The organism is Pseudomonas sp. 43NM1 (genome assembly GCF_002836905.1).
GTDB lineage: Bacteria > Pseudomonadota > Gammaproteobacteria > Pseudomonadales > Pseudomonadaceae > Aquipseudomonas > Aquipseudomonas prosekii.
Window position 1 is genome coordinate 12,995 of the sequence record NZ_MKGS01000173.1, and the last position, 13,486, is coordinate 26,480.

Annotated in this window: 11 protein-coding genes; 6 read left to right on the forward strand and 5 right to left on the reverse strand. The window is 60.8% G+C overall.

Annotated features, from left to right (window positions below; all coding sequences use genetic code 11):
* Positions 1 to 9: 9 nt before the first annotated feature.
* Complete coding sequence (gene epd / locus BI292_RS21810; RefSeq protein WP_101209132.1) at positions 10 to 1,077, reverse strand: erythrose-4-phosphate dehydrogenase; 1,068 nt, start codon at positions 1,075 to 1,077, stop codon at positions 10 to 12.
* A gap of 172 nt (positions 1,078 to 1,249) precedes the next feature.
* Positions 1,250 to 3,247, reverse strand: a complete 1,998-nt coding sequence (gene tkt / locus BI292_RS21815; RefSeq protein ID WP_101209133.1) for a transketolase — start codon at positions 3,245 to 3,247, stop codon at positions 1,250 to 1,252.
* 261 nt (positions 3,248 to 3,508) lie between these two features.
* On the opposite strand from tkt, the gene BI292_RS21820 reads away from it, so the two are divergent.
* The 4 genes from BI292_RS21820 (at position 3,509) to BI292_RS21835 (ending at position 8,148) form a co-directional block, all read left to right on the forward strand.
* Entirely contained in the window at positions 3,509 to 4,504 is a 996-nt protein-coding gene (locus tag BI292_RS21820) for a metalloregulator ArsR/SmtB family transcription factor (RefSeq protein WP_101209134.1), read from the forward strand.
* Positions 4,505 to 4,522: 18 nt separating this feature from the next.
* The gene (gene metK, locus BI292_RS21825) at positions 4,523 to 5,713 is read left to right on the forward strand and encodes a methionine adenosyltransferase (RefSeq protein ID WP_092276939.1); all 1,191 of its coding nucleotides are present in this window, start codon (positions 4,523 to 4,525) and stop codon (positions 5,711 to 5,713) included.
* Between the two features lie 262 nt (positions 5,714 to 5,975).
* Positions 5,976 to 7,655 carry an NAD-dependent DNA ligase LigB gene (ligB, locus tag BI292_RS21830; protein WP_101209135.1) on the forward strand — a complete coding sequence of 560 codons (1,680 nt, stop codon included), beginning with the start codon at positions 5,976 to 5,978 and terminating at the stop codon, positions 7,653 to 7,655.
* A gap of 97 nt (positions 7,656 to 7,752) precedes the next feature.
* Positions 7,753 to 8,148 carry a DUF1090 domain-containing protein gene (locus BI292_RS21835; RefSeq protein ID WP_092276933.1) on the forward strand — a complete coding sequence of 132 codons (396 nt, stop codon included), beginning with the start codon at positions 7,753 to 7,755 and terminating at the stop codon, positions 8,146 to 8,148.
* 176 nt (positions 8,149 to 8,324) lie between these two features.
* On the opposite strand, the gene BI292_RS21840 is transcribed toward BI292_RS21835, so the two are convergent.
* Positions 8,325 to 8,774, reverse strand: coding sequence for a cytochrome c (locus BI292_RS21840; RefSeq protein ID WP_101209136.1), 450 nt, complete (start codon positions 8,772 to 8,774; stop codon positions 8,325 to 8,327).
* Between the two features lie 128 nt (positions 8,775 to 8,902).
* Between BI292_RS21840 and BI292_RS21845 the strand changes: the two genes are divergently transcribed.
* Positions 8,903 to 10,081 (forward strand): murein transglycosylase A, encoded by a 1,179-nt coding sequence (locus tag BI292_RS21845; protein WP_101209137.1) that lies wholly within the window; start codon positions 8,903 to 8,905, stop codon positions 10,079 to 10,081.
* Positions 10,082 to 10,236: 155 nt separating this feature from the next.
* On the opposite strand, the gene BI292_RS21850 is transcribed toward BI292_RS21845, so the two are convergent.
* The gene (locus tag BI292_RS21850) at positions 10,237 to 10,620 is read right to left on the reverse strand and encodes an MAPEG family protein (RefSeq protein WP_092276924.1); all 384 of its coding nucleotides are present in this window, start codon (positions 10,618 to 10,620) and stop codon (positions 10,237 to 10,239) included.
* Between the two features lie 40 nt (positions 10,621 to 10,660).
* Positions 10,661 to 11,494 carry an EamA family transporter gene (locus BI292_RS21855; protein WP_101209138.1) on the reverse strand — a complete coding sequence of 278 codons (834 nt, stop codon included), beginning with the start codon at positions 11,492 to 11,494 and terminating at the stop codon, positions 10,661 to 10,663.
* Positions 11,495 to 11,903: 409 nt separating this feature from the next.
* On the opposite strand from BI292_RS21855, the gene BI292_RS21860 reads away from it, so the two are divergent.
* Positions 11,904 to 13,073, forward strand: a complete 1,170-nt coding sequence (locus BI292_RS21860) for an MFS transporter (protein ID WP_101209139.1) — start codon at positions 11,904 to 11,906, stop codon at positions 13,071 to 13,073.
* The last annotated feature ends 413 nt before the right edge of the window (positions 13,074 to 13,486 follow it).

Sequence of the window (13,486 nt, forward strand, 5' to 3'; positions counted from 1 at the left end):
TCGCATTTCCTACTGTTTTGGGGTGCAGTGTTTTGGAGAGCCGGCTGCCTGCAGATAGTGTTCCGCAACATCCAGCATTCGATTGGCAAACCCCCATTCGTTGTCGAACCAAGCCAGGATGTTCACCAGCCGTGGGCCGGAAACACGGGTCTGACTGGCATCGACGATGGCCGAATGAGGGTCATGATTGAAATCACAACTGGCGTGCGGCAACTCGGTGTAGGCCAACAGGCCTTTGAGCGGGCCAGTGGTGGCGGCCTCGCGCAGGATCCGGTTGACCTCGGTGGCGTCGGTGTCGCTGACGGTTTGCATCGTAATGTCGAGGCACGACACGTTGACGGTCGGCACGCGTACGGCTTTGGCCTGAATTCGCCCGGCAAGTTCCGGCAGCAGCCGTTCGATGCCACGCGCCAGACCAGTGGACACCGGGATCACCGATTGGAACGCCGAACGGGTGCGGCGCAGGTCTTCGTGGTGATAAGCATCGATGACCGGTTGATCGTTCATCGCCGAGTGAATGGTGGTGATCGACACGTATTCCAGACCAATGGCCTGATCCAGCAAGCGCAACAGCGGCACGCCGCAGTTGGTGGTGCAGGATGCGTTGGACACCAGCAGTTCGCCGCCGGTCAGGCAATCCTGGTTCACGCCGTAGACGATGGTGGCGTCGACATCCGCCTCGCTGGCCATCGGCTGGGAAAACAGCACACGCGGCGCGCCAGCGTCGAGAAAGCGCTGGCCATCGGCGCGCGTGTGGTAAGCGCCGGAGCATTCCAGCACCAGATCGACGCCCAGTGACGCCCAATCGATGCCTTCGGGGGTGGCACTGCGCAGGACCTTCACGCAGTCGCCATTAATATGCAGACAATCGTCTTCAACGCGCACTTCGCCGGGGAATCGCCCGTGAGTGGAGTCAAAGCGTGTCAGGTATTCGATGCTGGCCATATCCGCCAGATCGTTGATCGCGACAATTTCAAACCCGGCTTTCTCGCCTCGCTCAAACAACGCACGCAAGACGCAACGACCAATGCGGCCGTAGCCGTTGAGTGCAACTTTGTAAGGACGCGGTTGAGGCATGGGGTTCTCGATTACCGTGGTGAATCCGTTGTTGCAGTGGTGGCAGGGCCGACGCCTTCGCGGGCAAGCCTCGCTCCTACAGGTTTTCGGTTGTCATGAAAAACAACACGATCCCTTGTAGGAGCGAGGCTTGCCCGCGAAGAGGCCAGCCCGGACAACGCATCCTTCAGACTTAGTCTTCCAGCAGCTCTTCAGCCTGACCCAGGATGTTTTCCAGAGTGAAGCCGAACTCTTCGAACAAGGCTGGCGCAGGCGCCGACTCGCCGTAGGTGGTCATGCCGATCACGCGACCTTCCAGGCCCACGTACTTGTACCAGTAGTCCGCGTGCGCGGCTTCGATGGCGATACGCGCGCTGACTTGCAACGGCAGGACTGCTTGCTTGTAACCGGCGTCCTGAGCATCGAACACGCTGGTGCAAGGCATCGAAACCACACGCACGTTGCGACCTTGCGCGGTCAGTTTGTCGTAAGCCTGAACCGCCAGGCCCACTTCCGAACCGGTGGAGATCAGGATCAGCTCAGGCTCGCCTGCGCAGTCCTTCAACACGTAACCGCCACGGGCAATGTCGGCGATCTGGCCGGCATCACGTTCCTGATGCTGCAGGTTCTGACGCGAGAAGATCAGCGCCGAAGGGCCGTCCTTGCGTTCGATTGCGTACTTCCAGCACACCGCCGATTCAACGGCATCGGCTGGACGCCAGGTGTCGAGGTTTGGCGTGGTGCGCAGGCTGGTCAATTGCTCGACTGCCTGGTGCGTCGGGCCGTCTTCGCCCAGACCGATGGAGTCGTGGGTGTAGACGAACACCACGCGCTTCTTCATCAACGAGGCCATGCGGACGGCGTTGCGCGCGTATTCCATGAACATCAGGAAGGTTGCGCCGTAAGGCACCAGACCGCCGTGCAGGGACACGCCGTTCATGATCGCGCTCATGCCGAACTCGCGAACGCCGTAGTACATGTAGTTGCCGCTGGCGTCTTCAGCCGTTACGCCTTTGCAACCTTTCCACAAGGTCAGGTTGGAACCAGCGAGGTCAGCGGAGCCGCCCAGCAGTTCCGGCAACAGCGGGCCGTAGGCATTCAGTGCGTTCTGGCTGGCTTTACGGCTGGCGATGGTCTCGCCCTTGGCCGCGACTTCAGCGATATAAGCCGAGGCTTTTTCGGCGAAGTCGGCCGGCAGTTCGCCGCTCAGACGACGGATCAGTTCGTTGGCTTCGGTCGGGAATGCAGCGGAGTAAGCAGCGAAACGCTGGTCCCACTCGGCTTCAACGGCGCGACCGGATTCCTTGGCGTCCCACTCGGCGTAGATGTCAGCCGGGATGTCGAACGGGCCGTGGTTCCAGTTCAGCGCAGCGCGGGTCAACGTGATTTCCGCGTCACCCAGCGGGGCGCCGTGGCAGTCTTCTTTGCCCTGCTTGTTCGGCGAACCGAAACCGATGGTGGTCTTGCAGCAGATCAGCGTCGGCCGCTCGCTTTTGCGCGCAGTTTCGATGGCGGTCTTGATTTCTTCCGGGTCGTGACCGTCAACGTTGCGGATCACCTGCCAGTTGTAGGCTTCGAAACGCTTCGGCGTGTCGTCGGTGAACCAGCCTTCGACTTCGCCATCGATAGAGATGCCGTTGTCATCGTAGAAGGCGATCAGTTTGCCCAGGCCCAACGTACCGGCCAGCGAGCCGACTTCGTGGGAAATGCCTTCCATCATGCAGCCATCACCGAGGAACACGTAGGTGTGGTGATCAACGATGTTGTGGCCAGGACGGTTGAACTGCGCCGCCATGACTTTTTCCGCGAGGGCGAAACCCACGGCGTTCGCCAGGCCCTGGCCCAGTGGACCGGTGGTGGTTTCAACGCCAGGCGTGTAGCCGAATTCCGGGTGGCCCGGGGTGCGGCTGTGCAGTTGGCGGAAGTTTTTCAGGTCATCGATCGACAGGTCATAGCCGGTCAGGTGCAGCAGCGAGTAGATCAGCATCGAGCCGTGGCCGTTGGACAGCACGAAGCGGTCACGGTCGGCGAACGATGGATTGCTCGGGTTGTGCTTCAGGTAGTCACGCCAAAGTACTTCGGCGATATCCGCCATACCCATAGGGGCACCGGGATGGCCGCTGTTGGCTTTTTGCACGGCATCCATGCTGAGGGCACGAATGGCGTTGGCACGCTCACGACGGCTTGGCATCGCTGATCTCCTGGGGGATTGAATAAAACGAATCGGAAAAAAGGCGAGCATTTTCCCTCACCGGGCCGCCTCGGGGCAATGACAGATAGTCATCTGGAGACGTTTTTCCCATGGATAACGGCGGTTTCTGCAGGTGAAACCTTTCCGCTCTTGGTTTGTAGAGTGAACACCTCGTCGAGAAGTGCCATCTATCGAGCAATATCAAAACTTTTTGATATTGCCCTTGCGGGGTTTTCTGACCGTCACTAGACTGCTGGCCTTATGAATTTACGCGTGCCTTCCATTCAACATGACGATTGCGATGAGCTGGCGGCCCTGTGCAAGGCCGGCGGCGATCCTCTGCGCCTGAATGTATTGCGCGCGTTGGCCAACGATTCGTTTGGCGTGCTGGAACTGGCGCAGATCTTTGGCATGGGTCAGTCGGGCATGAGTCATCACCTCAAGGTATTGGCCCAGGCCGATCTGGTGGCGACTCGCCGTGAAGGCAATGCGATTTTCTACCGTCGCGCCCTGCCCCACACCGACCTGCTGGGCGGCAAGCTGCACGCGGCCCTGCTCGAAGAAGTGGACAACCTGACCCTGCCGGCCGATGTGCAATCGCGCATCGCCCAGGTTCACGGGCAACGGGCGGCGGCCAGCCAGGACTTTTTCTCACGGGTGGCGGAGAAATTTCGCGCCCAGCAAGACTTGATCGCCGGCCTGCCGCAGTACCGCGAAAGCGTGGTGGCGCTGCTCGACAAGTTGAGTTTCAGCGATGGCGCAACGGCCATCGAAGTCGGCCCCGGCGATGGCAGCTTTCTGCCGGAACTGGCGCGCCGCTTCACGCAGGTGACGGCGCTGGACAACAGCGCGGCGATGCTCGAACTGGCGCGCCAGGTGTGCGTGCGCGATGCGCTGACTAACGTCAGCCTGCAATTGGCCGATGCATTGAATGGCGTCAGCCTGACCGCCGATTGCGTTGTACTGAACATGGTGCTGCACCATTTCGCCGCGCCGGCCGAGGCACTCAAACACATGGCCGGCCTGCTGAAACCGGGCGGTAGCCTGTTAGTGACAGAGTTATGTAGCCACAACCAGAGTTGGGCCAGGGAGGCCTGCGGTGATCTGTGGTTGGGGTTTGAACAGGACGATTTGGCCCGTTGGGCCACCGCTGCGGGACTCGTTCCCGGGGAAAGCCTCTATGTAGGCTTACGTAATGGTTTCCAGATTCAGGTCCGCCATTTTCAGCGGCCGACTGGCGACACTCACCATCGGTAAATTCAGGAAAAAATCGAGATGAGCGAATACTCCCTCTTCACCTCCGAGTCCGTGTCCGAAGGGCATCCGGACAAAATCGCCGACCAGATTTCCGATGCGGTGCTGGACGCCATCATTGCTGAAGACAAGTTCGCTCGCGTTGCGTGCGAAACCATGGTCAAGACCGGCGTAGCCATCATCGCAGGTGAAGTCACCACGTCGGCCTGGGTCGACCTGGAAGATATCGTCCGTAACGTGATTCTCGATATCGGCTACAACAGCTCCGACGTCGGCTTCGACGGCGCGACCTGCGGCGTGATGAACATCATCGGCAAGCAGTCCCCTGACATCAACCAGGGTGTCGACCGTGCCAAACCTGAAGATCAGGGCGCCGGCGACCAGGGTCTGATGTTCGGCTACGCCAGCAACGAAACCGACGTGCTGATGCCTGCACCGATCACTTTCTCGCACCAACTGGTGCAGCGTCAGGCCGAAGCGCGTAAATCCGGCCTGCTGCCATGGCTGCGCCCGGACGCCAAGTCGCAAGTAACTTGCCGTTACGAAGGCGGCAAGGTTGTCGGTATCGACGCTGTTGTTCTGTCGACCCAGCACAACCCGGAAGTGTCGTACAAAGACCTGCGCGAAGGCGTGATGGAGCTGATCGTCAAGCACGTGTTGCCTGCCGAATTGCTGAGCAAAGACACCCAGTTCCACATCAACCCGACTGGCCAGTTCATCATCGGTGGCCCGGTGGGCGACTGCGGCCTGACTGGTCGCAAGATCATCGTCGACAGCTATGGCGGCATGGCCCGTCACGGCGGCGGCGCGTTCTCCGGCAAGGATCCATCGAAGGTTGACCGTTCGGCCGCTTATGCCGGTCGTTATGTGGCGAAGAACATCGTCGCTGCCGGCCTGGCCGAGCGTTGCGAGATTCAGGTTTCCTACGCGATTGGTGTGGCCCAGCCTACGTCGATCTCGTTGAACACCTTCGGCACTGGCAAAATCAGCGACGACAAGATCGTCAAACTGGTTCGCGAAGTGTTTGACCTGCGTCCATACGCAATCACCACCATGCTCGACCTGCTGCACCCGATGTACCAGGAAACCGCAGCCTACGGCCACTTCGGCCGCACGCCGCAAACCAAGACCGTGGGCGACGACACCTTCACCACGTTCACTTGGGAAAAAACCGACCGCGCCGACGACCTGCGTCTGGCGGCTGGCTTGTAAGACTTTTCCTGCTGCACCCAGCCCCGCACGGTTCGCGCCGTGCGGGGCTTTTTATTGGCTGGCGCTCGGGACCGAGTTGCTGCCTTCGCGGGCAAGCCTCGCTCCTACAGGGGCTCGTGAATACTCAAAACAACGCTCACCCCGTAGGAGCGAGGCTTGCCCGCGATGGCGTCATCCGCATCACCCCGCCACATCCTGCAAAACAACCCGCCCTCGCACTTCCCAATACTGACCTAGCCTTCCAGCATCTACCCGAGCAAGGATGCTCTCGATGCTGCGCTACCTGCTGTTGGCTTTTCTCCTGACCTCACTCACCGTCAACGCGGACACCTGCCCCGACTGGACACCCGCCCGCGCGACAGTCGAAATCGACGCCGCACAAAAACAGATCGACCAGTGGGACGACAGTTACCACCGCAACGGCCGCTCGCTGATCGCCGACGAACTCTACGACCAGTCCCGCGCCCGCCTCACGCAATGGCGCCACTGCTTCAACCTCGTCTCCGCCGACCAACCATTGCAAACCGCCGCGGGCAAAGTCGCCCACCCGATCGCTCACACCGGCCTGCAAAAACTCCACGATCAACGCGCCGTGGAGGATTGGCTGCGCGACCGCAAGCAGGTGTGGATTCAACCCAAAGTCGATGGTGTCGCGGTGTCGCTGATCTACCGCAACGGCCTGCTGCATCAGGCGATCAGTCGTGGTGATGGCGTCAACGGCCAGGACTGGACTGCCTCCGCGCGGCAGATCCGCGCGATTCCCCAGCGCCTGCCGCAGGCGCAAGATTTACTGGTGCAAGGCGAGCTCTATTGGCGCCTGGCCGACCACGTGCAAGCGCAGGCCGGCAGCCTCAATGCGCGCTCGACCGTGGCCGGCCTGATGGCGCGCAAAGTGCTGAGTGCCGAGCAAGCGGGTGGCATTGGCTTGTTTGTCTGGGACTGGCCGCAAGGTCCGGAGAATTTGCCGGAACGGGTGGCGGCATTGGCGCAATTGGGTTTCCCGATTACCGCGCTGTACAGCCAGCCGATCGACTCAATCGCCGATGCGCAGCGCTGGCGCGATCACTGGTATCGCTCGCCACTGCCCTTCGCCAGTGACGGCGTGGTCCTGCGCCAGGATCAACGGCCCGTCGCCGAACGCTGGCAGGCGCGGCCGCCGTATTGGAGCGTGGCGTGGAAATATCCTTTCGCCCAAGCGTTGGCCGAGGTGCGCAAAGTCAATTTCAAGATCGGCCGCACCGGGCGGATCACGCCGGTGCTGGAACTGGTGCCGGTGCAGCTCGATGACCGGCAGATCAAGCGGGTGAGCGTCAGCTCGTTGCAGCGCTGGGAGCAGATGGACATTCGCCCCGGTGATCAGGTCGCCATCAGCCTCGCGGGGCTGACCATTCCCCGGCTCGACGAAGTGGTATTGCGCAGCGCCGAACGCATCGAAGTCAACGCGCCGCTGGCGGCTGACTTTCATCACTTGAGCTGCTGGCAGCCGACGCCGGGTTGCGAGAGCCAATTTCTTGCGCGCCTGGCTTGGCTCAGCGGTAAAAAAGGCCTGGCCCTGCCGCATGTCGGGCCGGGCACCTGGGAGAAACTTTTCGAAACAGGCCGCCTGAATAGCCTGCTGGATTGGTTGACACTCGATGCGCAAGAGCTTGCTAACATTAACGGCTTCGGCGAGCGCAGCAGCGCTCGTCTTTTTGGCAGTTTCGAAAGTGCCCGCCAGCGCCCGTTTGCAAGCTGGCTCAAAGCACTGGGATTACCCCCGACGGGCCAGGCCGTTCTCGCCGATTCATGGCAGGCACTGGCGCAACGAAGCAATGAACAATGGCAGGCCGAAGCAGGCATTGGCCCGGGACGCGCAGCGCAGTTGAGCGCATTTTTCCGCGACCCGCAGGTATTGGCCTTGAGTGAAACGTTACGCGTGGCGGGGATTGACGGTTTCCAGTGACCAACAATGCCCGGCGGCCCGGGAACCCAATGCTGGCGCTGCGCTCAAACAGCCCATTGCCACATCGACTCGATCATTTTTTTCGCATGGAGCTTTTATGAAATTTTTCACACCGCTCGCCCTGCTGACCCTATGCGGCGTGATGGCCGCGCCAGTGATGGCGGCAGAAGACGCCCCCGGCCTGTCCGGCTGCGCAGCCAAGAAACAAGGCATCGTCAACCAGATCGAATTGGCCAAGAGCCATGGCAATGCCGATCAACAAGCAGGTCTGGAAACCGCCCTGCGCGAAGTCACCGAACACTGCACCGACGCTTCGCTGAAAAAGGAACGCGAAAACAAGGTGCTTGAAGCCAAGCATGACGTCAGCAAACGCCAGGCCGACCTCGACAAAGCCATGAGCAAGGGCGACGCCGAGAAGATCAACAAACGCAAAGACAAACTCGCCGAATCCCGCAAGGAATTGCAGGAAGCGCTGGATGAACTGGATAAGTAGGACCTAGGCGTTGCGAGGGAGCTTTTGTGGCGGGGGGGCTTGCCCCCGCTGGCTCGCGGAGCGACCCCAAATCAGCAGACGCGGATAATCAGATCGACCGCGCGGGCCGAATTGACGACCGCTTCGCAGCCGAACGGGGGCAAGCCCCCTCGCCACAGGGAATACACACCGCTAGATCAATGATCCCGAAACTGTTTATGGCACGCACTGCAGGCATCTTCGACTTTCTGCACCGCCGGCCCAAGGTTGCTGGCCTTGTACGGCTGGACCTTGCTGGCCACCACCAATTCACCGGTGGCGGTTTCGAGGTTGCGGGCCATTTCCTGGAAGCGTGCCTGTTGCTGCCAGACATCGTCCTTGGCGCTGGTGTGATCTTCTTCGCGCACCTGCGGGAAATGTTTCCACGGCTCGTGAGACAACGCATCAAGCTTCACCGCACCGTCGGCAAATTTCGGCCCATCGAACGGGATGCGTCCACGCAACATGCCACCCAGATCTTCGCCGGTCTTGAGCATTTGCTTGAAAATCGCCTTGCGCTGACCCAACGGAGAATTGGGGTCGACCCCCCCGCAAGCGGACAACGTCAGGCAGGCCAGCAATACAACGGAAAGTCTTTTAAGAGTCATGGTGGCTTCAGGTTACGGGAAACGGCGGCCAGTATCCTCGCGTCATCGGCAAACACCAATAGCCCTATTATCAATAAGGGTTGTTTGAGCGCATGGAGCACTCGGGCGACCGTCAAAGGAATTACTCCATGAACAGCCGTTTCAAGGCCTGGCGCCCCCGCCTGACCTGGACCCTGCCGATGGTAGCCGTGCTCGCAGGCTGCACCGGCGGCGAAAACAACGCCCCCAAAACCCACGCATTGGCGACTTACACCAGCGCCACGTGGGAAGCATTGCCAGCTGTGTCCGACGCTGACCTGGTGGCCGGTTTCGGTTCCTGGCGCAGCGCCTGCACACGCCTCAAGGCTGATCCGATCTGGGGCCAGACCTGCGCCGCGTCCGCCAATGTGCCGGCCAGCGCCGATGCAATCCGCGGTTTCCTCAAACAAAACCTCGACGTCTATGGCCTGCGCGCCGCCAACGACAACCCGAATGGCTTGATCACCGGTTACTACGAACCGGTCTACCCCGGCAGCCTGACCCAGACCGAAGTGGCGAACATTCCGGTCTACGGCGTGCCCGAAGACATGATCGTTGTCTCACTGGACAGCATTTATCCGGAACTCAAGGGCAAACGCCTGCGCGGACGCCTCGAAGGTCGGGTGCTCAAGCCTTATGACGACGCTGCCACCATCGAGAACAACGGCGTCAAGGCGCCGGTGGTTGCCTGGCTGACGGATCCGATGAACCTGCAATTCCTGCAAATCCAGGGCTCGGGACGCATCCCGCTCGACAGCGGTCGCCAGTTGCGCATCGCCTATGCCGACCAGAACGGCCACCCCTATCGGCCGATCGGTCGCTGGTTGGTCGAACAGGGTGAACTGAAGAAAGAAGAAGTGACCATGGGCGCCATCAGCGCGTGGGCAAAAGCCAATCCCGAGCGCATTCCGCAACTGCTGGCGAGCAACCCCAGCTATGTGTTCTTCACGCAAAACCCGGACAGCAACGAAGGGCCACGCGGCTCGCTCAACGTGCCATTGACGGCCGGTTACAGCGCGGCGGTGGATCGCAAGGTGATTCCGCTGGGCAGCCTGTTGTGGTTATCGACGACCAAACCGGATGGCAGCGCACTGGTGCGGCCGGTCGCGGCGCAAGATACCGGCGGCGCGATTGCCGGCGAAGTCCGCGCCGATTTGTTCTGGGGCACCGGCGAAGCAGCCGGGCAACTGGCTGGCGACATGAAGCAGCAAGGGCAGATCTGGATGCTGTGGCCAAAAGGTGCAGCGCTGCCGCAAGTGCCGCAGGTGGCGGATGCGGTGAAGCCTTGAATCATCTGTCGTTGGTCAGATAGCTATCGCGAGCAAGCTCGCTCCCACAGTGGATCTGCGGTGAACATAAATGCTGTGTCCACCCGAAACCCTGTAGGAGCGAGCCTGCTCGCGATGAGGCCCTTACAACCGACAAATATCCTGGCTACGCCGACTCACATCGACACAAAAAAGAAACTCGCAATCAACGCCATCCCGACAAACCACACCAGCGACCGCAACATCGCCCAGTCCGCCAGGTAGCAAATGATGTAAAGCAGCCGACTGGTGATAAACAGCACCGCCAACACGTTGACCGTGACCAACTGCGCCGTGCCGACCAGATGCGCAACCAGCACCGCTGCGGCGAACGCCGGGGTCACTTCAAAACTGTTCAACTGCGCCGCATGCGCGCGTCGTCCGAACCCGTTCAGCGATTCGAGAAAGTCTCGCGGATCATGGTTGTCTTGCAGCCTGAAGCCATTGCCGAACTTGGCGATCCCCGTGCACAGGTACGGCAGGAAAATCGCGATCAAAACGCACCACAGAGCAACCGTCATAGAGCAATCCTTTCTTCAGTTTTTGAAATTCGAGCGCCGGTCAAAACTTCATCACCAGCATGCCGACCAATACCAACCCACAGGCTAAGAGCCGCGGCCGGCCGAAAGGTTCTTTCAAGTAGCGCATGCCGAACAGCACCACCAGAATCACACTGATCTCGCGCAGCGCCGCCGCTTCGGCAATCGAGCCCAATTGCATCGCCCATAACACCAGAGCGTAGCTGAACAACACACAAAACCCGACCGTCAGCCCGAGCCGCCACTGCTCGCGCCAGAACAGCTTGAACGCCGGCCGTTTGCGCACCAGCGCCAGCAACGGGAATGGCCAGGTGCTGAGTAGCGTGACCCACACCAGATAGTCGAGCGGATGCGACCAGCGCCGCAGCGCCTGGCCATCGATGAAGGTGTAACAACCGATGCACAGGCCGATCAGCGCCACCACCGGCAACATAGACCACGGCAATCGCGCGCCGCCACCGCCCTGCCAGAGCAGGCAGAGCATGCCCAGCGGGATCAGCAAAATGCCGAAGATCTGTTGATCGGTCAGCACTTCGCCGGCAAAGATCAGCGTCAAAGCCAGCACTACCAGTGGCGATAACCCGCGCATCAACGGATAGACCAACCCGAGGTCGCCGACTCGATACGCCTGAATCAGCAGATAGCGGTAAAGCAATTCGAACGCTGCCGACGCCAGAATCCACGGCCAGATTTCCAGCGGCGGCGCGCTCACGAACGGCAGCATGATCGCGACAAACAGCATCGCCACCGAGTCCATGCACGCGACCACCAACAGCCGCTCGGCGCTGAACTTGATCAGGGTATTCCACGCCGCGTGCAACAGCGCCGCCACCAACACCAGTGCTGTTGCAAGCACGGCCGACTCCTCTTGTTGTCCACCCCGCCCCTGTAGGAGCGAGGCTTGAGTGGGAGCATATTTTGCTGTGGGTGCATAGCTTGCTGTGGGTGCAAGGCTTGCTGTGGGAGCATAGCTTGCTCGCGATGACGCCCTTGAGACCGCCATCGCGGGCAAGCCTTGCTCCCACAGCAAGCCTTGCTCCCACAGCAAGCCTTGCCCCCACAGCAAGCCTCGCTCCTACGCGATAGCGCGGGAGAATTGATTCGCGATATGTCCGCAGCTGTTTATACTGCAAGCGACCACGCCGCACTCAGTTGCGCACAGACTAATTCCAATAATTCACGCCCCCGCCCGCACTCTTCGAGATCGGTCGTAGGCCTGCGTATGCCTGATCACAGCGTCAAGACTACCGACAGAGACCTTGCGCATGCCACTCGCCTTGCTTGCCCTCGCTGTTGCCGCTTTCGGCATCGGCACCACTGAATTCGTCATCATGGGCCTGCTGCCCGATGTCGCCCGCGACCTCGCCGTCAGCATTCCTCACGCCGGTCTGCTGATTACCGGCTACGCCCTGGGCGTGGTGTTTGGCGCGCCGATCCTGGCGATCGCCACCGCCAACATGCCGCGCAAAGCCACACTGCTGGGGATGACGCTGATGTTCATCCTCGGCAACATCCTCTGCGCGTTGGCGCCGAATTACGCGACGCTGATGGCCGCGCGAGTCGTCACCGCGTTGTGCCACGGCGCGTTCTTCGGCATCGGTTCGGTGGTGGCGGCAGGACTGGTCGCGCCGAACAAACGCGCGCAGGCGATTGCCCTGATGTTCACCGGCCTGACCCTGGCCAACGTGCTCGGCGTGCCGCTGGGCACGGCGCTCGGCCAATACGCCGGTTGGCGCTCGACGTTCTGGGCAGTGTCGGTAATCGGCGTGATCGCGGCCATTGCTCAGTGGTTGTGGCTGCCCAAAGACATCACCCTGGACAAGGCTAACCTGGCCAGCGAATTCAAAGTGCTGGGCAAGGTCAATGTGCTGCTGGCGCTGGGCATGAGCGTGCTGGCGTCGACCAGTCTGTTCAGCGTGTTCACTTACATCGCGCCCATCCTGCAGGACATCACCGGCGTCAGCCCACACGGCGTGACTGTCATGCTGCTGTTGTTCGGCGTCGGTTTGACCGCCGGCAGCATGATCGGCGGGCGCTTGGCTGACAGTCGTCTGTTGCCGTCGCTGGTGGGTATGGCGCTGGCGTGTTTGGTGGTGCTGGCGGCGTTCAGCCAGACCAGTCAATCGGTGATTCCGGCGGCGATCACGCTGGTGCTGTGGGGGATTTTCGCTTTCGCGCTGTGCCCGATTCTGCAGTTGCTGATCATCGATCAGGCGCATGAAGCGCCGAATCTCGGTTCGACGCTGAACCAGAGCGCGTTCAACCTGGGCAACGCCGCCGGCGCGTGGATTGGCGGGCTGGTGGTTGCCAGCGGCGCGGACCTGGCCGACTTGCCGTGGACCGGCGCACTGGTCAGCGGGTTGACGGTGCTGACCGCGCTTTTCTACATCTACCTGCAACGCCGGGGCGCGACGGCGGTCAATGTGTCCGGCTGATGGGTGGGTGTCAGGGGATCCACCCCTCACCCTAACCCTCTCCCCAGAGGGGAGAGGGGACTGACCGAGGTGTTCTGTCGAGTTACATCGACCTGAAAATTCTGAGTCGAACTCAGGTTTGAACGGCACAAAGGTCCGCTCCCTTTCCCCTCTACCATTTGGGGAGAGGGACTGACCGAGGTGTTCTGTCGAGTTACATCGACCTGAAAGTTCTGAGTCGAACTCATGTTTTGAACGGCACAAAGGTCTGCTCCCTTTCCCCCTCCACCCTTTGGGGAGAGGGACTGACGGAGGTGTTCTTTCGAGTTACATCGACCTGAAAATTCTGAGTCGAACTCAGGTTTTGAACGGCACAAAGGTCTGCTCCCTTTCCCCCTCTCCCCTTTGGGGAGAGGGCTGGGGTGAGGGGTGGC